General features: G+C 66.5%; 22 protein-coding genes. 14 read left to right on the top strand and 8 right to left on the bottom strand.

Annotation, left to right across the window (positions count from 1 at the left end; genetic code table 11):
* Positions 1 to 348 precede the first annotated feature (348 nt).
* The 13 genes from J7360_RS15065 to J7360_RS15005 all read left to right on the top strand — a co-directional run bounded on the left by J7360_RS15065 (position 349) and on the right by J7360_RS15005 (position 11,763).
* Positions 349 to 939: an HAD family hydrolase gene (locus tag J7360_RS15065; RefSeq protein ID WP_057660909.1), complete on the top strand. Its 591-nt coding sequence runs from the start codon at positions 349 to 351 to the stop codon at positions 937 to 939.
* Between the two features lies 1 nt (position 940).
* Positions 941 to 1,369 carry an Rnf electron transport complex subunit RnfB gene (gene rnfB / locus J7360_RS15060; protein WP_057660907.1) on the top strand — a complete coding sequence of 143 codons (429 nt, stop codon included), beginning with the start codon at positions 941 to 943 and terminating at the stop codon, positions 1,367 to 1,369.
* A 644-nt stretch (positions 1,370 to 2,013) separates the two neighbouring features.
* Positions 2,014 to 2,802, top strand: coding sequence for a hypothetical protein (locus tag J7360_RS15055; RefSeq protein WP_007967301.1), 789 nt, complete (start codon positions 2,014 to 2,016; stop codon positions 2,800 to 2,802).
* A gap of 85 nt (positions 2,803 to 2,887) precedes the next feature.
* Positions 2,888 to 3,256, top strand: a complete 369-nt coding sequence (locus J7360_RS15050) for a hypothetical protein (protein WP_057660905.1) — start codon at positions 2,888 to 2,890, stop codon at positions 3,254 to 3,256.
* 58 nt (positions 3,257 to 3,314) lie between these two features.
* Entirely contained in the window at positions 3,315 to 3,878 is a 564-nt protein-coding gene (locus J7360_RS15045) for a sigma-70 family RNA polymerase sigma factor (protein WP_003485439.1), read from the top strand.
* On the top strand, positions 3,875 to 4,708 hold the full coding sequence (locus J7360_RS15040) for an anti-sigma factor (protein WP_209034164.1): 834 nt from the start codon (positions 3,875 to 3,877) through the stop codon (positions 4,706 to 4,708). Before J7360_RS15045 ends, J7360_RS15040 begins: the two co-directional genes overlap by 4 nt.
* Before the next feature lie 224 nt (positions 4,709 to 4,932).
* Positions 4,933 to 5,931, top strand: coding sequence for an acyl-CoA desaturase (locus J7360_RS15035; protein WP_042676065.1), 999 nt, complete (start codon positions 4,933 to 4,935; stop codon positions 5,929 to 5,931).
* Complete coding sequence (locus tag J7360_RS15030) at positions 5,928 to 7,178, top strand: FAD-dependent oxidoreductase (protein WP_089141284.1); 1,251 nt, start codon at positions 5,928 to 5,930, stop codon at positions 7,176 to 7,178. The genes J7360_RS15035 and J7360_RS15030 overlap by 4 nt, the downstream gene beginning before the upstream one ends.
* On the top strand, positions 7,178 to 8,062 hold the full coding sequence (locus tag J7360_RS15025) for a DUF1365 domain-containing protein (protein WP_057660901.1): 885 nt from the start codon (positions 7,178 to 7,180) through the stop codon (positions 8,060 to 8,062). The genes J7360_RS15030 and J7360_RS15025 overlap by 1 nt, the downstream gene beginning before the upstream one ends.
* A complete protein-coding gene (locus J7360_RS15020) occupies positions 8,059 to 9,354 on the top strand; it encodes a cyclopropane-fatty-acyl-phospholipid synthase family protein (protein ID WP_057660899.1) in 1,296 nt (431 codons plus the stop codon). The genes J7360_RS15025 and J7360_RS15020 overlap by 4 nt, the downstream gene beginning before the upstream one ends.
* Positions 9,351 to 9,896 carry a DUF2878 domain-containing protein gene (locus tag J7360_RS15015; RefSeq protein WP_057660897.1) on the top strand — a complete coding sequence of 182 codons (546 nt, stop codon included), beginning with the start codon at positions 9,351 to 9,353 and terminating at the stop codon, positions 9,894 to 9,896. The genes J7360_RS15020 and J7360_RS15015 overlap by 4 nt, the downstream gene beginning before the upstream one ends.
* Entirely contained in the window at positions 9,893 to 10,675 is a 783-nt protein-coding gene (locus tag J7360_RS15010; protein WP_007967316.1) for a DUF1295 domain-containing protein, read from the top strand. Before J7360_RS15015 ends, J7360_RS15010 begins: the two co-directional genes overlap by 4 nt.
* A 17-nt stretch (positions 10,676 to 10,692) precedes the next feature.
* Positions 10,693 to 11,763, top strand: a complete 1,071-nt coding sequence (locus J7360_RS15005; protein ID WP_022559747.1) for a cyclopropane-fatty-acyl-phospholipid synthase family protein — start codon at positions 10,693 to 10,695, stop codon at positions 11,761 to 11,763.
* 160 nt (positions 11,764 to 11,923) lie between these two features.
* Here the strand turns inward: J7360_RS15005 and J7360_RS15000 are convergent, their stop codons facing one another.
* Positions 11,924 to 12,271 (bottom strand): RidA family protein, encoded by a 348-nt coding sequence (locus J7360_RS15000; RefSeq protein ID WP_057660895.1) that lies wholly within the window; start codon positions 12,269 to 12,271, stop codon positions 11,924 to 11,926.
* A 10-nt stretch (positions 12,272 to 12,281) separates the two neighbouring features.
* Positions 12,282 to 13,160: a DUF998 domain-containing protein gene (locus J7360_RS14995; protein ID WP_306316024.1), complete on the bottom strand. Its 879-nt coding sequence runs from the start codon at positions 13,158 to 13,160 to the stop codon at positions 12,282 to 12,284.
* A 92-nt stretch (positions 13,161 to 13,252) separates the two neighbouring features.
* Between J7360_RS14995 and mprF the strand changes: the two genes are divergently transcribed.
* Complete coding sequence (gene mprF / locus J7360_RS14990; protein ID WP_209034162.1) at positions 13,253 to 15,817, top strand: bifunctional lysylphosphatidylglycerol flippase/synthetase MprF; 2,565 nt, start codon at positions 13,253 to 13,255, stop codon at positions 15,815 to 15,817.
* Between the two features lie 304 nt (positions 15,818 to 16,121).
* On the opposite strand, the gene J7360_RS14985 is transcribed toward mprF, so the two are convergent.
* The 6 genes from J7360_RS14985 to J7360_RS14960 form a co-directional block, all read right to left on the bottom strand.
* Positions 16,122 to 17,495: an AcvB/VirJ family lysyl-phosphatidylglycerol hydrolase gene (locus J7360_RS14985; RefSeq protein ID WP_209034160.1), complete on the bottom strand. Its 1,374-nt coding sequence runs from the start codon at positions 17,493 to 17,495 to the stop codon at positions 16,122 to 16,124.
* Positions 17,496 to 17,564: 69 nt separating this feature from the next.
* Positions 17,565 to 17,759: an oxidoreductase-like domain-containing protein gene (locus J7360_RS14980; RefSeq protein ID WP_031421812.1), complete on the bottom strand. Its 195-nt coding sequence runs from the start codon at positions 17,757 to 17,759 to the stop codon at positions 17,565 to 17,567.
* Positions 17,760 to 17,822: 63 nt separating this feature from the next.
* A complete protein-coding gene (locus J7360_RS14975) occupies positions 17,823 to 18,428 on the bottom strand; it encodes a hypothetical protein (protein ID WP_057660890.1) in 606 nt (201 codons plus the stop codon).
* Positions 18,429 to 18,463: 35 nt separating this feature from the next.
* The gene (gene thpR, locus J7360_RS14970; RefSeq protein ID WP_005911644.1) at positions 18,464 to 19,066 is read right to left on the bottom strand and encodes an RNA 2',3'-cyclic phosphodiesterase; all 603 of its coding nucleotides are present in this window, start codon (positions 19,064 to 19,066) and stop codon (positions 18,464 to 18,466) included.
* 272 nt (positions 19,067 to 19,338) lie between these two features.
* Complete coding sequence (locus J7360_RS14965; protein WP_007967331.1) at positions 19,339 to 19,794, bottom strand: PA2169 family four-helix-bundle protein; 456 nt, start codon at positions 19,792 to 19,794, stop codon at positions 19,339 to 19,341.
* 221 nt (positions 19,795 to 20,015) lie between these two features.
* Positions 20,016 to 20,186: a hypothetical protein gene (locus J7360_RS14960; RefSeq protein WP_057660888.1), complete on the bottom strand. Its 171-nt coding sequence runs from the start codon at positions 20,184 to 20,186 to the stop codon at positions 20,016 to 20,018.
* Positions 20,187 to 20,323: the final 137 nt, after the last annotated feature.

Here is a 20,323-nt window from a genome sequence, read left to right as displayed (position 1 = left end):
TCCGAAGTTCCAAAAGCCACTCTTCGGAACGACGCCACCTTCCGCCCTGTCAGGTCTCGTTGTTCAGACCTTCCCTAAAGCCCCTCTCCTGCCGGGGCGAGAAGGCACGGATTGCGCGCCACTGGCGCGCATGCCTTGGAGCGCCCGCGCTGCCAGCGCGGGCCGGGGCGCGGAGCGGGGTTGGGATGGGGGTACGGGGCCAAGCCCTGGTACCGTTCCAGCTACATGTGCCTTCGCGCGTACCCTCGTCCGCCCCTGCGGGACACCTTCTCCCAACGGGAGAAGGCAAGCTCCAAAAAACCAGGCTTCTCACCAATCCCCACTCCCGACTCCCCAATCCCAGCCTCCATGCACCTGGCCCTGTTCGACTTCGACCACACCATCACCACTTGCGACAGCTATGGCCGTTTCCTGCGCAAGGTGGCAACGCCGGCGCAGATTGCGGCGGCGAGATGGCAGGCGGGGCCATGGGTGTTGGGATTCCGGATGGGCGTGGTGTCTGCAGCGGCACTGCGCGCGCGGGTGACGCGACTGGTCTTTAGCGGCCGCTCGCTCGAAGAGATGGACGCGCATGGCGCCGAGTACGCACGCGCCGCGCTGCCGGGCATGCTGCGCGGGGAGATGATGCAACGCATCGACTGGCATCAGGCGCAGGGACATGAAGTAGTGCTGGTGTCGGCATCGCTGGATCTGTATCTGCAACCGTGGTGCACCCAGCATGGGTTGTCGCTGATCTGCAATCGGCTGGAACACACTGCAGGTGTCTTGAGCGGGCGCTACGCCGACGGCGATTGCGGGCCGCACAAGGTCGCGCGGATTCGCAGTCAATACGAGCTGCATCGGTACGACTGCGTGCACGCCTATGGCGACAGCCGGGAAGACAAACCGATGCTCGCGCTTGCGCAACAACGCTGGTATCGCGGCAATCTGCTGCATTGAGATGACCGCGATGCCTGCCCCTGCACCCGATCTGGTCGAACGCCTCGACCGTCTGCTGCCGCAGACCCAATGCGGGCAATGCGGGTATGACGGCTGTCGTCCGTATGCGCAGGCGATGGCAGATGGCCAGGCGACGATCGATCACTGCCCGCCCGGCGGCGATGCCGGGGCACGTGCCTTGGCGCAGGTGCTGGGCGTGCCGCCACGTCCCTACGATCGCAGTCGCGGCGTACACAAGCTGCCGCAGGTGGCCTGGATCGTGGAAGCCGATTGCATCGGCTGCACCAAGTGCATCCAGGCCTGCCCCGTGGATGCCATCGTTGGCGGCGCCAAGCACATGCACACGGTGGTCGCGCCGTTGTGCACGGGTTGCGAACTGTGTCTGCCGGCCTGCCCGGTGGATTGCATCGAGTTGCATCCAACCGCCTGAGCGCAGCGCTTGGCGCGATGCCGCGTCCAGCCGATGCCTGTGGTCATGGGTTGGCATGCATTCCATGCATGGTCACCTGCTGCGCAAGGCAGATTCGAGCAAGCGCGACATGCAGGCGATGCCACTGATCGATCAGTGGTCTGCCGCATCCAGGTCGAAAGGCCAGCACCAAGAGCATCGACACCGCCGCAGGCGGGTTGGCATTCGTGCAACCATCCGGGTGCCAACGGCGCTTGGCTGCGCGCCGTCGGCATGCGCACGAAACCTGCGCCCCGACATGCCGATGCCCCATACTGCGGACCGTTGGCAGCCATCGCTCGCGAGCCACGCAGCCCAAGCAGGCCAGGTGATCGCGCTGCGCATGCGCCCACCGTTCGAAACGTTGCACCATGCGCGCTCGCCCTGGCATGTGGCACCGGTTGTTGTCACTCTCGTTCGCGCATTGCGGCAAGCCCACTCGTCACGGCACACCACCATGCCGCCGCCAGCACCGTCAGCGCCATCAACGCCGCCACCAACCACTTCCAGGCTAGCCGCGCCAGGCGCCCACAACCACCTCGCCGTCAGGAACGTCCTGACGCAGCTGGCGCATCCGTGCTGCGGCCGCGCCCGTATTGCTAGGCACTCCCATCGAGGATCTGCCGATGCGTCCACTTGCCGCCACCCTCGCCGCGCTCACCGTCCGTTGCCGGCCGATTCCGCCGCTGTTGCTGCTGGTGCTGGCCAGCGTGCCGCTCGGCGCAGCCGCGGTGACGCGGGTGGATGGCGATGCGTTCGATGGCGACAGCGGCGCGTTGCGGTATCGCGAGTCGCACTGGTTGCTCGACGGCGGCGGGCGGCTGGTGCTGTACCGCTGCCCGGACGGGCGAGCGTTCGCGCGCAAGCAGGTCGATGGCGGCGGCAGCTCGCCCGATTTCAGCCTGATCGATGGACGCGACGGGTATCGCGAAGGCGTGCGCCAACGCAATGGCGCACGCGAAATGTATCAGCTCGCCCCAGGCAAACCCGAACGCCGCACCGCGCTGCCGCCTGGCGGCGGCGCGCGGGTGATCGATGCCGGGTTCGACGCCTACCTGCGCGAGCAGTGGGACGCCATTGCACGTGCGCCGCAAAAGGTGGACTTCGTCTTGCCCAGCCTGCAGCGGCAGTTGGGCTTCCGGGTCGAACGCCTGGGCGATGCTGCCGGCCAGCGGCGCTTCCGCATCAGTCTGGATGCCTGGTACGGCGCGGCGGTGCCATCGCTGGAGGTGCGTTATTCGCTCGCCGACAAGCGGCTGCTCGAGTTCCGCGGGGTCGGCAATCTGCGCGATGCGAACGGCCGTTATCCGCGCGTGCGCATCGTCTTTCCGGACACCCCAGCGCGCGCGGCCAGTGCCGAGGAATTACGTCAGGCGCGCGAGCAGCCGCTGGCCACCTCGTGCAGCGCCCCGTGAACCACGCCCGCGCCATCTTCACGTCCGACCACGCGCGCTTGCGTACAACGGCCCGGGCCCCCATTCCCCGTACAGGAGCAGCGTCGTGGCAAAAGCCTATCTCTGGATCAATGCAGTGCTCTATTTCGTCCTGGCGGTGTGGTGCACGCTCTCTCCAGCCAAGACCGCAACGGCCGTGGGCTATACCCAGCTCTCGCCGGCCGGGCAGTCGGAGTATCTGGTCATCTACGGCGGGCTGCAGCTGGGCATGGCGTTCCTGTTCGGCTACTTCGCGTGGATCGACCAAGCCCGCACCGGCCTGGTGGTCGCCCTGGCGTTCTATGCCCCCATCGTGCTGTTCCGCAGCGTCTCGCTCTCGCGCTTGTGGCCGGTCTCTACGCCCACTGTTGCGCTTGCCGGGGTGGAGATCTTGTTGTTGCTTGCCGCGGTGCTGCTGTGGTTCCAGCGTAAGTGAAAGACACGCTCGGCCCAGTCCGGTAGCATCGCCCCCACCTCACCCAACGCCCGACCGCATGAGTGCCATTCCTGGCCACGACGACGATGAGACCGGACGCCTGCTGACCGCAACCGCCGGCGGCGACCGGCATGCTTTCGAAGCGCTGTATCGGCAGACCTCCGCCAAGCTGTTCGGCGTGTGCCTGCGGATGATCCCGCAACGTGCCGAAGCCGAAGAGGTGCTGCAGGACGTGTTCACGCTGATCTGGCACAAGGCCGGACAGTTCGACCCGAGCCGCGCACGCGGGCTCACGTGGCTGGCGATGATCGCGCGCAACAAGGCCATCGACCATCTGCGCGCCAACGCGCCGCAGCGCCGCAACGTGGCGCTGGACGATGCCGGCGAACTGCGTGCCAGCGATGCCTCGCCGCTGGATCGCACCGAGCGCGCCAGCACGCGCCGGCGCATCGATCACTGCCTGGCCGAGCTGGAACCGCCGCGCAGCGAGTTGATTCGCACGGCGTTCTTCGAAGGCATCACCTACGAAGAACTCGCCGCGCGCACCGATACGCCGATCGGCACGGTCAAGAGCTGGATCCGTCGGGGTCTGGCCAAACTCAAGGCATGTCTGGAACGATGAGTACGCCCTTTCCCATCGACCAGGAACCGCCGCGCGACGTGCTTGCCGGCGAATACGTGCTTGGCCTGCTGAGCGCAGAAGAACGCCTGGCGGCCGAACAACGCATCGCCACCGACGACCAGTTCGCCCAGGCAGTGCTGCAATGGCAGGAACTGCTGGCGCCGCTGCTGGAGGAAATCGTGGCGCAGACGCCACCGGACCAGGTGTGGGTACGCGTGCGCCAGGCGCTGGGCTTCGACACGCCCTTGCGCGCGGTGCCCTCTGCAGCACCGGTCAGCACGAGCGCGCCTGCAGCGCCGTTGTGGAACAGCGTGCGGTTCTGGCGCTGGGCCAGCGTCGGTGGCCTGGCCACGGCAGCGGTGTGCGTGCTCGCCCTGCTCAACCTGCGTACGCCGCCGGCACCGTTGCAACCGCCGTCGACCGGCGAAGTGGTGCAGACCCCGGTCACCCCGCCTGCGACCAATCCACCTGCCGCGACCGGGATCGCCATGACCTCGACCCTGGCCACCGAAGACGGTCGCCCTGGTTATGTGGCCTTGATGGACGCCGACAAGCACACCATCACGGTGACGCCGCTGGACCGCACCGCCACGGCCGGCAAGGTGCCGGAGTTGTGGCTGATCACCCCCGATGGCAAGGCGCATTCGATGGGCACCTTCGACGATCAACGTGCACGCCGTGCGCAGATTCCCGATCAGTTGATGTCCATGTTGAGCAACGAGGCCATTCTGGCCGTCACGCTGGAGCCGCCAGGCGGCGCACCCGGTGGCGTTGCCACCGGCACCGTGGTGGCCAAGGGCGGCATCAGCACGCTGGCGATGGCTCCCTGATCCAGTGCGCCTGACCTCGCCTGCAGGCACTCCGCAGGCGGGGCTCTCCAAAACAGCCTCATCCGCGCCTGTCTTCTCTGGCGCGGGCAATGTGTGCGCAGCTGCGCGATTCGTTCGCGACGCCAAGCGAACCCCACCCATGCGTGCGACGATCAAGCGGCCTGGTGCATCTGTTTGCCGGCAGCGTCCGTACTGGGTCACGACTACTCTATGGAGAATCACGCGTGCCGAGCACTGGCCTGGACCCTCACGCCGCAGCGCCGCAGCCCGCCACCGCACCACCGCGTGGCGGCCTGGCCGCACGCGTCGGCAGCCTGCGGCGCTGGGTGGATTCGCAAACCGACGAGCCCCTGGACGAAGCGCGTGCCGATCGCATCGACTGGCTACGTGCGGTGCCCTTCATCGCCTTGCACCTGGCCTGCCTGGCAGTGTTCTGGGTCGGTGCGTCCTGGTTTGCGGTGGGCATGGCGGTGGCGTTGTACGCGCTGCGCATGTTCGCGCTCACCGGTTTTTATCACCGCTACTTCTCGCACCGCGCGTTCAAGACGTCGCGGGTGCTGCAATTCGTGTTCGCTTCCATTGGGGCCACCTGCGTGCAGCGCGGGCCGTTATGGTGGGCGGCGCATCATCGCAACCACCATCGGCATACCGACACCGGCCGCGACCCGCATTCGCCGGCGCAGCATGGCTTCTGGTGGAGCCACACCGGCTGGTTCCTGACCCCGCGCAATTTCCGCACCGACTGGGACGTGATTCCCGATCTGCGCCGCTTTGCCGAACTGCGTTTTCTGGACCGCTTCGACATCGTGATGCCGGTGCTGCTGGCGCTGGGCCTGTACCTGCTAGGCGACTGGCTGGCAGTGGCTGCGCCCGCGCTGAAGACCAGCGGCGCGCAATTGCTGGTGTGGGGCTTTGTGATCTCCACCGTGGCGTTGTTCCATGCCACCTTCACCATCAACTCGCTGGCGCATCGTTTCGGCAGCCGGCGGTTCGACACCCGCGACGACAGCCGCAACAACTGGCTGCTGGCATTGCTCACCTTCGGCGAAGGCTGGCACAACAATCACCATTTCTTCCCAGGCTCGGCGCGCCAGGGATTGCGATGGTGGGAATACGACATGACCTGGTATGGACTCACCGCAATGTCGTGGGTGGGGCTGGTGTGGGACCTCAAGCCGATGCCGAAGCTGCTCACCCAGCGCGCCGAACGGGTGAAGCGATGAGCGAGGGCAGAATTGCCGTGGTCGGCAGCGGAATCGCCGGCCTCGGTGCAGCATGGCTGTTGTCGCGGCGCTACGAGGTGACCTTGTTCGAGGCCGCCGATTATCTGGGTGGGCATACGCACACGCACGACATCGACCTGGAAGGTCAGCGTTATGCGGTGGACAGCGGCTTCATTGTGTTCAATCCGCAGCACTACCCGCTGCTCACGCGCATGTTCGCCGAGCTGGACGTGGCCGCGCAGCCGACCACGATGAGCTTTTCGGTCCACGATGCACGCAGCGGGCTCGAATACAACGCCGGTAGCCTGAGTGGATTGTTCTGCCAGCGCCGCAATCTGCTCAGCCCGCGCTTCTGGGGCATGCTGGCCGACCTGCGCCGCTTCTATCGCCAGGCACCGGCGGTGCTGCACGGCGATGAGCGTTTCAGCACGCTGGGCGTGTATCTGCAGCGGCACGGCTATTCGGATGCGTTCCGCGACCAGCACCTGGTGCCGATGGCGTCCGCACTGTGGTCCTCGCCCTCGCAGACCATTCTCGAATTTCCCATGGGCCAGTTGATCGGCTTCATGGCCAATCACCATATGCTGCAACTGAGCGGACGCCCGCAGTGGCAGGTGGTGCGTGGCGGGTCCAACAGCTATGTGCGTGCGCTGCGGCGGCGCTGGCAGGTGATCGAGCGCCTGTCCACGCCGGTACAGGCAATCCGCCGCACGCCCAATGGCGTGGTGCTGAAGGCTTCGCGTTGCGAGGAACATTTCGACCACGTTGTGCTGGCCTGCCATGCCGACGATGCGCTGGGTTTGCTCAGCGATGCCACGCCGGCCGAACAACACATCCTCGGTGGCATCACCTACCAGGACAACGACACCGTGCTGCACACCGATGCCAGCGTGCTACCGCGCGACCGTCGCGCCTGGGCAGCATGGAACGCGCACGTGCCGGCCGACCCGGACGCCGCCTGCACGGTGAGCTACTGGATGAACGCACTGCAGTCGATCGCGTCACCGCAGCCGTTCATCGTCAGCCTCAATCGCAACCACGAGATCGACCCCGGCAAGGTGCTGCGGCGCATGCGCTACCGCCATCCGGTACAGAACGCGGCGGCAGTGGCAGCGCAAGCGCGCAAGGCCGACATCCAGGGCGTGCAGCACACCTGGTTTGCCGGCGCCGCGTGGGGCTTCGGTTTCCACGAAGACGGCCTGCGCAGCGGCGTGGACGTCGCGCATGGCCTGGGAGTGCACTGGTGATGCAGCTGCTGCGCGAAGCCCATCCCGACGCGGTGCCGTTGCCCCCTACCGAGGGCAGCGGCGCCGGTCGCGTGGCGGGGCCATTGCGCAGCGCGATCTACACCGGCTGGGTGCGGCACCGGCGCTTCATGCCCAAGGCGCTGCATTTCCGCTATCGCCTGTTCCTGATGTATCTGGATCTGTCCGAGCTGGATCAGGTGTTCGCACGACGCTGGTTGTGGTCGGTGGGGCGCGCCAATCTGGCGCAGTTCCGGCGCAGCGACTATCTGGGCGATGCGAGCATTCCGCTGGACCAGGCGGTGCGCGACTGCGTGCAGACGCACACCGGCGAGCGTCCCGAGGGCGCGATCCGGCTGCTGACGCATCTGCGCTATTTCGGTCACGTGTTCAACCCGGTCAGCTTCTACTATTGCTTCGATCGCCACGACAGCCTGCGCTGGATCGTGGCAGAAATCACCAACACGCCCTGGCAGCAACGCCATACCTACGTACTGCCGGTCGCGCAGGCGCGCACGCATCGCGATGTGCATGCGTGGCGCTTCGACAAGCGCTTCCACGTTTCGCCGTTCATGGGCATGCAGCAGCGCTACGACTGGCGCTTCAGCGTGCCGGATGCGCAGTTGCGTGTGCACATGGATGTGCTGGACGCCGTTGGCGACGATGCCGGCGGTGCCATCGACAACAGCAGCACGCGCCGCTTCGACGCCACCATGGTGCTGCAACGTCAACCGCTCAGCGCGCGCAACCTGGCGCGCACGTTGCTGGCTTATCCGTTGATGACGGTGTGGGTGGTGATCGCCATCCACTGGCAGGCCTTGCGCCTGTGGCTGCGCGGCAACCCGGTCCACGACCACCCTCACCCGCCTGTGCGAGAACCCCGATGAACGCCACGTCCCTGCCCGATCACGCTGCGCCGCGCGCGGCCTCCTGGACGGACCGTCTGCTGCGCAAGCGCCTGCTGGCCACGCTTGGGCAACTGCGCGATGGGCAGCTGCAGCTGCATGAAGCCGGTACTGTCACCACGCTTGGCACGGCCACTGGCGCGCAGGCCTTGCAGATGCAGTTGCGCGTGATCGACCCCGGCTTTTATCGGCAGGCGGCGCTCAACGGCAGCGTCGGTGCGGGCGAGTCGTACATGGATGGGCAATGGCAGTGCGACGACCTGGTGGCGTTGATGCGGCTGCTGCTGCGCAACCGCGAGCGGCTGGACGCGATGGAGACCGGCACCGCGCGCCTGGGCGGCTGGGCCATGCGCAGCCTGCATGCGTTTGCGCGCAATACCCGCAGCGGCAGCCGGCGCAATATCGCCGCGCATTACGACCTGGGCAACCCGCTGTTCAAGCTGTTCCTGGATGAAAACCTGATGTACTCGTCGGCCATCTTTGTCGATGGCGAAGAGGCGCTGGGCGAAGCGGCGCTGGAGCGCGCGGCCACCCGCAAGCTCGAACGCATCTGCCAGAAACTGTGCCTGGCGCCGCACCATCATGTGGTGGAGATCGGCACCGGCTGGGGCGGCTTTGCGCTGCACGCCGCACGCGAACACGGCTGCCGCGTCACCACCACCACCATTTCCCGCGAGCAGTTCGAACTGGCCAACCAACGCATCGCCGCGGCGGGTCTGAGCGATCGGGTGACGGTGCTGTTGCGCGACTACCGCGACCTGGAAGGCCGCTTCGACCGCGTGGTCTCGATCGAGATGATCGAAGCCATCGGCCACCAGTATCTGGACACGTACTTCGCCAAGGTCGGCAGCCTGCTGGCTGACGATGGCGAAGCGCTGATCCAGGCCATCACCATCGAAGACCACCGCTACAAACAGGCGCTGCATTCGGTGGACTTCATCAAACGGCATATCTTCCCGGGCAGCTTCATCCCTTCGGTCGCGGCGATGACCGGCGCGATCGCGCGCGCCAGCGATCTGCGCCTGTTCAATCTGGAAGACATCGGCCCGAGCTATGCGTTGACCTTACGCGCGTGGCGGCAGCGTTTCATGGCGCAGTTGCCGCAGGTGCGTGCGCTGGGTTACGACGAGCGCTTCATCCGCATGTGGGAGTTTTACCTGGCCTATTGCGAGACCGGTTTTCTGGAACGCTCGATCGGCGATGTGCATTTGTGGCTAAACAAGCCCGATGCACGCCCGCCGCAATTCGTGCCGGGCCTCACCGCCGACGCATGAAGCAGCTCGGCAACTACCTCGGCCTGCAGGTGCTGTGGCTGATAGCGGTCGGTTCCGCTGCGCATGCGCGCATCTGGCCAACGCTGCTGGCGCTGGCCGTCTTTGCGCTGTACCAGCTGTGGCCATCGCGACGCTCACCCGGCGACGTGCAGTTGATGGTCGCAGCCTTGTCGCTGGGATTGCTGCTGGACACCACGCTCGCAGCGGGCAATTGGGTGCGCTACGCCGCGCCGTGGCCGGGCAGCCTGCTGGCGCCGCCGTGGATCCTGGCATTGTGGCTGGGCTTTGCGCTCACCCTCAACCATTCGCTGGCCGCGGCGATGCAGCGGCCGTGGCTGGCAGTGCTGCTGGGCGCCATCTTCGGGCCATTTTCGTACTGGCTGGCGCAACGCGGCTGGCACGCGGTGGAATTTCAATCGCCTTCCCTGCACGCCGTGCTTGCCGTGGGCATCGGCTGGGGCGTGGCCTGCGGCGTGTTGTCGCTGTATGCACGCCGGCTGGCGCGACCATTGCCCGATGACCCCACTGGAGAACTGCAATGAATGCCTGGCCGCTGCTGCATGTGGGCGTGTTCGCAAGCGTGGTGATGGTGGTCGGCTGGCTGTGGCAGCGTCGCAGCGGCAACGCCGGCCCGGTCGATGTGTTGTGGGCGGGCTGCCTGGCGCTGGCGGCGCCGTATTGTGCGTGGATGGCCGATGGTGCACTGCTGCCGCGCGTGCTGGTGGCGGTGCTTGGGGGCGTGTGGGGGGCGCGTCTGGCGCTGCACCTGGGCGTGCGCGTCTTCGGCGACCCGCACGAAGACGGCCGGTACCGCGCGTTGCGCGAACATTGGAACGGCAGCCAGCGCAAATTCCTCGGTTTTTTCCTGGCCCAGGCCGTGGTGGTGGTGCTGTTCGCCGTGCCGTTCCTCGCCGCTGCGAGCAACCCACATGCTGAATGGAGCGTATGGACAGGCATCGCGATCGTCGTGTGGTTGATCGCGGTCGGTGGCGAGGCGTTGGCGGACCGGCAGTTGTCGGCGCACAAGGCCAACCCGTCCAATCGCGGCAAGACCTGTCGCGCCGGGCTGTGGCGTTATTCGCGCCATCCCAATTACTTTTTCGAGTTCGTGCACTGGTTCGCGTATCTGGCGCTGGCCGTCGGTGCCGGCCCGTGGCCGGTGGCGCTGTGCGCGCTCGGGCCGGTGGTGATGTTCGTGTTTCTGTATCGCTTCACCGGCATTCCTTACACCGAGCAGCAGGCGCTGCGTTCGCGTGGCGAGGACTATGCCCAGTACCAGCGCAGCACCAGCGCGTTCTTTCCACTTCCCCCTTCGTCCTGAGTTGCCTGGAGAGTTGCATGTCTACCGTTACCGTCCCGCCCTCCGCGCAGCCTGAAGAAGCCTTCGCCACGCGGCTCGCCGAATCCGGTGTGCTGCCCGATGCCGTCTTGCGCCACGGCATCCGTCGCCTGTGCGCGCAGCGCCTGCGCGATGAGCGCGGCAACGATGCCGATGCCAGCGGCGAACGCCAGCGCGCCTTCATCGACAGCCTGCGCGCCAGCGCGATCGCGATCGAAACCGATGCGGCCAATCGCCAGCATTACGAATTGCCGCCGCAGTTCTTCACCCTGTGCCTGGGCCGCAGGCTCAAGTACAGCAGCTGCTATTGGGACGCCACCACGCCCAATCTGGATGCCGCCGAAGAACGCATGCTGGCGCTGTACGGCGAGCGTGCCGAACTGGCCGATGGTCAGCGCATCCTGGAACTGGGCTGCGGCTGGGGCTCGTTGACCCTGTGGATGGCAGAGCGCTATCCGAACGCCAGCATCACGGCGGTGTCCAACTCGCGCCCGCAGCGCGCGCATATCCTGGAGCAGTGCCGCGTGCGCGGGCTGAGCAACGTGCAGGTGATCACTGCCGACGTCAACGCGCTGACCCTGCCACCGGGCGACTTCGACCGCGTGGTCTCGGTGGAGATGTTCGAGCACATGCGCAACTACCGCGACCTGCTCGCACGCGTCGGCAGCTGGCTGGCACCGGGCGGCAAGCTGTTCGTGCACATTTTCTGCCACCGCGATCTGGCCTACCCGTTCGAAGTGGCCGGCGAAGACAACTGGATGGGCCGGCATTTCTTCACCGGCGGGCTGATGCCGGCGGCCGATACCCTGCTGCATTTCCAGCAGGACGTGGTGATCGAACAACGCTGGGTGCTGTCGGGCGAGCATTACGAGAAGACCGCCAACGCCTGGCTGGAAAACCAGGACCGTCACCGCGACCAGATCATGCCGCTGTTGAAGCAGACCTACGGCGACGACGCGCAGCGTTGGTGGCAGCGCTGGCGCATGTTCTGGCTGGCCTGCGCGGAATTGTTCGGCTACGACCAGGGCCGCGAATGGGGCGTGGCGCACTACCGTTTCGTCAAACGTTGATTGCACCGCCGGCAGTCGTTGCGAACATGACTGCCGGCCACCATGCACCGCGCGTGCGTACGTGCGCGCACTGCGACAACCGCACAGCAGGCACTTGGTTGCGCTGAAGCGCTGCGTGCCATCGCGCGCACCGCTTCAAGCGCCGCACCCAGGAACGCGGTCAGCCCGTCGCGGCGGTCACCACGATTTCCACCTTCCACTCCGGCCGCGCCAACCTGGCTTCAACGGTAGCGCGGGCAGGCGTGAAGCCGTGCGGCACCCACTCGTCCCAGGCCTTGTTCATGCCATCGAAGTCTGCGATGTCGGCGAGAAAGATCTCCGCACGCAGGATTTTGGTCTTGTCGCTGGCCGCCAGCGCCAGCAGCTTGCCGATCTCGCCCAGCACCTGGCGGGTCTGCCCGGTGATGTCCTGGCTGGTGTCCTCGGCAATCTGGCCGGCCAGGTAACACACGCCGGCATGGACGGTCATTTCGGACATACGCGGACCGGCATCGAATCGCTGCAGCATTTCAGGCTTCCTACGGTTGATTGACCCCTGCATTGTCCCGCGAATGCGGCAGGCGTGCAGCCCCGTCGCGCTCGCAGCGCGCCAACACCGTGCCCGCGCGCACCATCCAGACCACGATCAGCACGATGGCGATCTTCTGGCTGATGCCCAAGGGTGCGCTGGTCACCGTGACATGGAACAGCAACACCGCAAACGCTGCCCAGCCCAGCAGGAAGGCCGACGGAAAGTGCGCACGCCACCGCACATCGCGCCGGAAGTACCACGACTGCAGCAGCACCGCCGCAATGACGCACAGAAACGTCGTATCCGCAGACAGCACGTGCACCATCGCGGCCGCCTCCGGCGCCAGCTCGGGCATCCAGCTGTCGCCGATCGAGACCATGCACAGGCCCACTGCCGCCATCCAGAACAAACCCAGCACGGTGCGGCTACGCGCGGCCGGCGCCAACGCCGCATACAGACCCAGTGCCAGCCACGCCATGCTGGCGGCCAGCAGGCAGTAGGCGGTGCGCAGCAACAAGCCATACGGGCCGTGCAGATAGGCGCTCAGTTGCGCATCCACCCACCATAGATCGCGGCGCAACCATTGCAGCACCAGCACCAGCCCGATGAAGACCATGCCCGCGATGGCGGCGACGCGGCCGGCGTGGCCGCTCCAGCGCGGCGGCATGGCCCGCGCGCGAGGCGCGAACGTTGGGGAATCGGGTGGATTGCGCATCAGCAGCCTGTCTGCCTTCCAACTGTCATGGCGGTCCTGTCGTGTTCGTTCGGCACGCGTGTGCGGCTTTGCCCTATGATGCGCGCGGCCGGCCCGCACAGACACTGTGTCGGTACGATCGAACCAGGCGTTCACTGGATGTCGGCACCTTCGCAACCACGCTGCATGCACCCTCAACCCGACCGGCCCATGCATTGCAAACGCGCCCGCGGCACACCTCGTGCATGCATCCTCCTTCCCTTTCAGCAGATCCCGTTGCCCTCATGACGGATACCCCCGCGTCTTCCGAAACGTCCGCCAGCGGTTGGCGTCGCGCCCTGCCGGTCGTCATCAGTCTGGCGATCCTGGCGATGGCCCTGCATGCGCTGTCGTCGCAGTTCACCGACCACGGTTACCGCCAGATCCGGCATGCATTCCGTGCGCTGGGCGCGGGGCAGATCGCACTGACGCTGCTGCTCGGCTTGAGCAGCTACGCGTGCCTGGTGGGCTTCGACTGGGTGGGGCTCAAGCGCACCGGCAAGCAGTTGCACCCGGCACGGGTGGGTATCACCGCCTTCATGGCGCATGCGGTCGGGCAGACATTGGGCTTTGCCGCACTCACCGGCGGCGCCGTGCGACTGCGCGGCTACGGCAGCGTAGGCCTGACCCTGGCCGAGATCGGCCAGGTGGTGCTGATGAGCACCCTGGGCTTCATCTTCGGGGCCTGGGTGCTGCTGGGTCTGGCATTGCTGCTGGAACCGGAAGCGGCCGCGCGCGCGTTGCCGATTACCGCGCAGGCCATCCGCATCGCCGGCATCGTCCTGCTGGTCGGCTACGGGGCCATGCTGGTACTGGTCGGTAAACAGGGCCGTGAGTTCGGCATCCGTACCCACCGGTTCTGGTTACCGGACCGCACCACGGTGCTGGGCGTCACCGCACTGAGCGTGGTGGAGCTGGGCCTGGCCGCGGCCGCGTTCTACGTCCTGCTGCCACCGGAGCCCGGTACCGGCTACTTCGGCTTCATCGGCATCTGGCTGGTGGCCGTGGTGGCCGGGCTGATCTCCACCGTGCCGGCCGGCCTGGGCGTGTTCGAGTGGAGCCTGCTCAAACTGCTGCCGCACGTGACCCCCGCCGCGGTCCTGGCGGCCGCGCTGGCCTACCGGGTCACGTATTACATCGTGCCACTGCTGATCTCGGTGGTCATGGCGGCCGCCTCCGGGCTGCGCGCGCCGGTACGCGTCGGCGCCAGCACCGCGCGTACCGTGTGGAAGACCCTGCGGCCGTGGCTGCCGCAGATTCTGGCGCTGGCGGTGTTTGCGGTGGGTGCCGCGCTGGTGATCGACGGCACCCTGCCGACACCGCGCGCGCGCCAGGAAGTGGCGCCGCTGCCGCTGATCGAAACCTCGCATCTGCTGGTCAGTCTGGGCGGCATGCTGCTGCTGCTGATCGGCCAGGGCCTGCAGCGCCGCAGCCATGCGGCCTGGGTGCTGGCGCTGGGCGTGTGCTTGCTGCTGCCGCCGTTGGCGCTGCTGCGCGGCAGCCATATCTCGGTGTCGTTGTCGGCGGCGCTGGCAGCGGTTGCGCTGTGGGCGGCGCGGCGCGAGTTCTATCGCCAGGGCGCGCTGCTGGACGAAGCCTGGTCGTGGCGCTGGCTGAGCAACCTGGGCCTGGTGCTGGTGGCCACGTTCTGGCTGCTGTTCTTCGTCTACAGCCATGTCGAATACAGCAACGATCTGTGGTGGCAGTTCGCTACCTCGGCCAATGCGCCGCGTGCGTTGCGCGCCGCGCTGATCCTGTGCGTGGGCGTGATCGTGTTCGGCATGGCGCGCCTGCTGCGGGGCGGGCGCAGGCCGATGCCGGCGGCCGATGCACAGACGCTGCAGACGCTGGCACCGATCCTGGCCACCAGCACCGATACCCAGGCCTGCCTGGCGCTGACCGGCGACAAGGCGTTTCTGCTGGATGAGCAGCACCGTGGCTTTGTGATGATGCAGCGCTATGGCGGCTCGCTGATTTCCATGGGCGACCCGGTCGGCCCGCCAGAGGTGGCGTGCGCGCTGATCTGGCGCTTCCGCGAAGAGGCCGACCACATGGGCCTGCGCCCGGTGTTCTACCAGGTCGGCGAACGGTACTGGCAGACCTATCTCGACATGGGGCTGACCCTGGTCAAGCTGGGCGAAGAGGCGATCGTGCCGCTGGAAGGTTTTACCCTGGAAGGCCGCGACCGCGCCGACCTGCGCCAGGCCTGGAATCGCGGCAAGCGCGGCGGCCTGAGCTTCCGCATGCTGCAGCCCGACCAGGTGGAGGAGGTGTTGCCGCGTCTGGCCGAGGTGTCGGAACAGTGGCTGGAAGAAAAATCCGGCGAAGAGAAAGGCTTTTCGCTGGGCAGCTTCGATGCGGATTACCTGCGTCGCTTCCCGGTGGCGGTGGCCGAGGCCGAAGGACAGATCGTGGCATTCGCCAACGTGTGGTGGGCACCGGCCGGCGGCGAACTCTCGGTGGACCTGATGCGGCACAGCGCGCAGGCACCGAAGGGCACCATGGATTTCCTGTTCATCGAGTTGTTCCTGTGGGGCCAGGCCAACGGCTACACGCGGTTCTCGCTGGGCATGGCGCCGTTGTCGGGCCTGGCCGAGCATCGCCTGGCCGGGCGCTGGAACCGCTTCGCCAGCCTGGTTGCGCGGCACGGCGAGCGTTTTTACGGATTCAGCGGTCTGCGCCGCTTCAAGTCGAAGTTCGCCCCGGCCTGGCGTCCACGCTACCTGGTCGCCCCCGGCGGCATGCATTTGCCGGCCGCCTTGCTGGATGTCACCCGGTTGATCTCGGCCGATCCTGGACGGCAGGAGTAAGCCTGGCGGGACGCTGGCGGCAGGCATGCCGATCTGGCGGCACTGCTTCGCCGCTCACCAGCGCGGATGTCGAAATCCCAGGCGCATTCCAGTTCATGAAATGCCGGTTTGCCAGCAAGCTGCCGCACATCATGGAAGCGCGGTGTGCCATTCGGGGCGGGACTGGATGGCGGCATGAATGCCGCCACCGAGTTTCCAGGGATGGAGTTACAGCCTGCCCCGAGACCGGAGGCGGCACCGCACAACCGACCAAGGCCAAGGCAGGCGCCATGGTCGGCGCCATCAGATCAAACGATGTCCAGCCTTACGGCTTCGACAGCGCGTGCAACTGGTCCATGATCGTCTTGGCCAGGGTTGCGTAATCGCCCTTGAAGTGGTGATCGCCCGGCAGTGCGACCCGCCTGGCCACGTTTGCGGGCAGGCTTGGGCACAGCGCATCGTCGTCGTCCTGGCCGTAGATGCACACCGTCGTGCCGGCCGGCAGGCGCTGAACTTCCGGTGCGATCGGCAGGCCCTCGTCATCCGAGCCCAACCAGTTGCTGACGTGGAATTCGTAGTCGGCCAGCTTGCCGACCGACAACAGCGCCGTCATGCGCAGGTTCTGCTTGGTCGCCGCCGGCAGTTTGTTGATGGCTGCCGGCAGCACGTCGGCCCCCTGCGAAAACCCGATCAATACCACGCGCTGACGATCCCAGCGCTGCGCATAGATGCGGGCGATGCGATCCAGGTCGTCGGCAAATCCTTGCGGCGTGCGCTCGGTCCAGAAGTAACGCAGCGAATCCAGGCCAACCACCGGAATGCCTTGCGCGGCGAGTGCGTCGGCCACTTCTTCGTCCAGCCCGGCCCAACCGCCATCGCCAGAAACGAAGATCACGAACGTGTCGTCGTCGCTGTCGCCGTCCGGCTTGGCCGGCAGCTCCACCACCGGCAGATCCGCCAGACCGCCCGGCGGCGGCGGCAACGCCACGCCCTTCTGCTCGCCCAGCGAACGGACCGCGGCACGCAGGCCGGGCAGGATGTCGCCTTGCGCTGAGCGCCGGAAGGTTCGCGCCTGCGGCACCTGCTGGAGGAAACCCTCCTCGGCAGCCGCCGGACAGCGTTTGTCCTGGCTGGCCGCAAGCACCCAGGGAATCTGCAATGGCACCGGCAACAGCGTATTGGTCCCCGGGCGCACACCCGGCTGGCAGATCGCCTGGTTGGACACGGTGGCTGGGCAGAGCCCGTCGGTCAGCACGCCGGCCAATACATGCGGCTTGGCTTGGGCCGCGATCGCATAGGCCAACGCGGCGCCCTCGCCATCGCCCACCAGCAGCGGCAGACGGTAGGTAGGGATGTGATAGAAGGCCTGCACGTAGCGCGAGAAATTTTCCACATCGCCGACCGAGAACGTGCAGGTGCCGCCGGCTTTGCGCAGCACGGCGTACAGGTGCGCGGTGTCCACCACCGCCACCATCGCACCGTCGGCGCGCAGGCTTTCTGCCTGGGCCTGGCGCTTGGCGGCATTGCCCGCACCGGCCAGCCAGATCACCACCCGTTGCGGCTCGCCCCTGGGCATCAGCACCGGCACCTGCTCGAAACGGCCGTGGCTGACCGGTTCCGGCGCCTGCGCGGCAGCCATGCCCGACAGCGTCACCATCGCCGCGCCGCAGAGCGCGCTCCACATTTCAAGTCGTCGCATGTCGCACCATCGGGAAAAGTGGTTCAAAGATAATCGTTCCGGACTGCAGCGCGAAGCGCAGCACCTTGCTCATTGCGCCTCGGGGCGGCTGACCGCCGGCTGGCGCGCTTCCCACGCTGCCAGGGCCTGGCGGTAACGCGTCAGCTCCTCGGCGTACAGATCATGCACGCACAGCGGGCAGCCGCTTTCACAACATTCGTTGGGCGCAGGCGGCTGCGGGGCGATCGGGCGTGGGTCTGGGCTGGAAGCAGCGCTGTCGTGCATGCGGCCATTGTAGCGTGCGCATCGGACTCAGCCGGGCATGCGGCCCGGACCGGACGGGCACGCTCAGCGTCCCAGCCGCCGACGCAGATTGGCGCGCGCGGCACTGTCGTGGTGGGTATGGAAGTAATCGCTCAGGAAGATGCGCGGTTGCTTGAGCACACCCGCCAGGAACCGACGGCGATTGAGCCGGCACAGCACACTGGGTACGTGCCCGCGATACTCCTCGGCGATGGCCTGATCGTAGGCATCGAATACAGCCGCGGGCGCGGCCAGGATCGCCATGTCGCAGTCCAGGAACAGCGCGGCGTCTTCATCCACGTCCTGAGGCTGCAATTGCCCATGCCGGGCCGTGAGCAGGATCAGCGCATGCACCCGCCCGACATCCACCGGCGCCTGCGGCCACCAGCGCGGGATGGATTCGGACGCCATCAGTGCCGATTGCGCTTCATTGTCGCTGCGCCCGGGCTGATACACCGCATCGTGGAATAGCACCGCCAGCCAGACCTCTATCGGCTGCTGCCAGCCCGGCCCGGCTGCGACCTCGGCATAGTGCTGCAGCACCGCGCGGACGTGGCCGAAGTGGTGATAAGCGCGCGGCGGCGTGGCATAGGCCTGTTCGAGTGCGGCCAGGTGGTCGGCGTGCAATGGCAATGGCGTAGCGATGTCCATGTCCGCAGGCTACCGCGTGCGCGCGGCTGTGCACATCAGCGCAGCGACCAGCGGCCTTCGATCTGGTAACGCGACTGGCCAAGAAAGCTGCGCACCAGCGCGAAGTCGCGCACGGTCCAGGCAAGCGCATCGCAGCGCCGCTGCGGCACCGCCTGATTGCAGTACAGCAGCGTCATGTGCGGCGTGTATTGCGCGTCGCCGGCAATGCCGACATGCGCCAGCTGCCTTCCCAATGCGCCCTGCAGCTCGTAAAGCCCGCGCACCTGCTCCTCGCCACGCAGTACGCAGGGAAGTTGCGAGCGCCTGCCACCGAAAGTGCCGACGCGATCGAACTCCACGGCGAAGGCGTCCATCTGCACGCGCGTCGCGGCCTGGCTGGCGCGGCTCACCAACGAGGGCGGCAGACCACCGGCGTAATCGCCCAGGTGATGCAGGGTCACATGCAGCCGCTCGCGCGCTAGCGGCTTGCCTTCGGCGTGCCCGCCTCGCAACAGGCTGTCGGCAATCCGCGCGGCATGTTCGGCAGTGGGCGCATCGGCCATCACCGCGAAAAACAGACGTTCGGTCGTTTTCTCTTCCCCAAGTCCGAGCGACAACTGCGCCTCGGCCGATGACAGGTACAGGAACTGTTGCTTCATGGATGGATGCCACGACCGCGCAACGCGGGCCTGCCTGAAGAAGGGCGGCGGATACTAGCAGACCCGACGCGTGCCGAATATGCCGGCACGCATGACGCGGATGTGGAACCTATTTGTACGCGTGGAACTGCGATTGCGGTGTCAGGTCCTGCACTCGCGCCGCGACACAAAAAGAAACGGGCAGCGTATGCTGCCCGTTTCCGCCTTTATCGTTTTGCTCCCGAGCTGCATCCGATCGGTGACGATGCACATCGGTTCAATGCGCGCGCAGCTTATGCGGCACTCTTCATCGCATGCTTGCGGTTACGCATGACGTCATGGCAAGCGCGTACTTCCGGCAGCAGGCGCAACGCGGCGTCGCGTGCAGCGACCGGGGTGTCCTGGTCGGCGATGGTCTCGTCGAACGCCTTCAACAGGCGGTCTTCGGATTCTTCCAGCTCGGCTACATAGCCGTACTTGGTGTCGCCCAGGGTCGCGCGAACCTTGCCGTAGAACTGCTGCATGCTGCCCACCAGGGTGCCGTGCTGTTCCGGCGTGCCGCCAACGGCGGTGACCACACTGCTCAGGCTGCTGACGATATCGGTCTTGACGCCAGCGATGCGACGAAACAGCGTTGCGAGCTCCGCATCGCCCACCTTGGCCGCGGCTTCTTCATAGAAGTCCTTGCCGTCGCGCGAGATGGCGATGAGGTCGTTGAGGCTATGCTCGGTCTTGCTCTGAATGCTCATGTAGGGCTCCTTGTTGGGATGGGCCGACGCTGCGCTGTGCGATCACTGCGCATGCATCGGAAAGTGAGTCAATCGATGGGTTGATTGCAGTACCGCCGCGTTGTGTACGGCCTCATCCTCGCGTCGCTCGCATAATCGATATGTGAGCGATGTAGGTATCATCCTCACGCCATCGTGCAGGCGATGAATCGCAGTTCATCCATGCCAACAGCAGGTCAAGATCACTTCGGCTGGCGACTGACCCACATGTTGTCAACCAGGTTCGGATACGGCCGCCCCGCCTCTTCAGCACGCTGCTTGGCAGCTGCCTTTTGCGCGTCGGTCAACGGCGTCGACTTCGCCTTGCCCTTGGGATTGGGGCGCTTCCACGGTGGTGGAGTGAACTCGGTCATGGCACTGTTCGGTCCGCTTGATTGAGCGCGAAGTCTCGCCGGCCCCCTGTGAGATGTCTGTAGTGACGCCACGTGGTCTGCTGCGGATCGCCGCAGAGCGGCGCAAGTGCTGCCACCTGAGCAAAACGGCGCCGCGG

The organism is Xanthomonas sp. D-99 (genome assembly GCF_017746145.1).
In the GTDB taxonomy this organism is placed as follows: Bacteria; Pseudomonadota; Gammaproteobacteria; order Xanthomonadales; family Xanthomonadaceae; genus Xanthomonas; species Xanthomonas cissicola.
Note: the sequence above shows the minus strand (reverse complement) of the source record. Positions and strands in the feature narration are given on the sequence as shown.

Bases quoted from the DNA above. Each gene is read 5' to 3' on its own strand.
- J7360_RS15065 (WP_057660909.1), top strand. From the start codon at position 349: ATGCACCTGGCCCTGTTCGACTTCGACCACACCATCACCACTTGCGAC.
- rnfB (WP_057660907.1), top strand. From the start codon at position 941: ATGACCGCGATGCCTGCCCCTGCACCCGATCTGGTCGAACGCCTCGAC.
- J7360_RS15055 (WP_007967301.1), top strand. From the start codon at position 2,014: ATGCGTCCACTTGCCGCCACCCTCGCCGCGCTCACCGTCCGTTGCCGG.
- J7360_RS15045 (WP_003485439.1), top strand. From the start codon at position 3,315: ATGAGTGCCATTCCTGGCCACGACGACGATGAGACCGGACGCCTGCTG.
- J7360_RS15040 (WP_209034164.1), top strand. From the start codon at position 3,875: ATGAGTACGCCCTTTCCCATCGACCAGGAACCGCCGCGCGACGTGCTT.
- J7360_RS15030 (WP_089141284.1), top strand. From the start codon at position 5,928: ATGAGCGAGGGCAGAATTGCCGTGGTCGGCAGCGGAATCGCCGGCCTC.
- J7360_RS15025 (WP_057660901.1), top strand. From the start codon at position 7,178: ATGCAGCTGCTGCGCGAAGCCCATCCCGACGCGGTGCCGTTGCCCCCT.
- J7360_RS15020 (WP_057660899.1), top strand. From the start codon at position 8,059: ATGAACGCCACGTCCCTGCCCGATCACGCTGCGCCGCGCGCGGCCTCC.
- J7360_RS15015 (WP_057660897.1), top strand. From the start codon at position 9,351: ATGAAGCAGCTCGGCAACTACCTCGGCCTGCAGGTGCTGTGGCTGATA.
- J7360_RS15010 (WP_007967316.1), top strand. From the start codon at position 9,893: ATGAATGCCTGGCCGCTGCTGCATGTGGGCGTGTTCGCAAGCGTGGTG.
- J7360_RS15005 (WP_022559747.1), top strand. From the start codon at position 10,693: ATGTCTACCGTTACCGTCCCGCCCTCCGCGCAGCCTGAAGAAGCCTTC.
- J7360_RS15000 (WP_057660895.1), bottom strand. From the start codon at position 12,271: ATGCTGCAGCGATTCGATGCCGGTCCGCGTATGTCCGAAATGACCGTC.
- mprF (WP_209034162.1), top strand. From the start codon at position 13,253: ATGACGGATACCCCCGCGTCTTCCGAAACGTCCGCCAGCGGTTGGCGT.
- J7360_RS14985 (WP_209034160.1), bottom strand. From the start codon at position 17,495: ATGCGACGACTTGAAATGTGGAGCGCGCTCTGCGGCGCGGCGATGGTG.
- J7360_RS14980 (WP_031421812.1), bottom strand. From the start codon at position 17,759: ATGCACGACAGCGCTGCTTCCAGCCCAGACCCACGCCCGATCGCCCCG.
- J7360_RS14975 (WP_057660890.1), bottom strand. From the start codon at position 18,428: ATGGACATCGCTACGCCATTGCCATTGCACGCCGACCACCTGGCCGCA.
- thpR (WP_005911644.1), bottom strand. From the start codon at position 19,066: ATGAAGCAACAGTTCCTGTACCTGTCATCGGCCGAGGCGCAGTTGTCG.
- J7360_RS14965 (WP_007967331.1), bottom strand. From the start codon at position 19,794: ATGAGCATTCAGAGCAAGACCGAGCATAGCCTCAACGACCTCATCGCC.
- J7360_RS14960 (WP_057660888.1), bottom strand. From the start codon at position 20,186: ATGACCGAGTTCACTCCACCACCGTGGAAGCGCCCCAATCCCAAGGGC.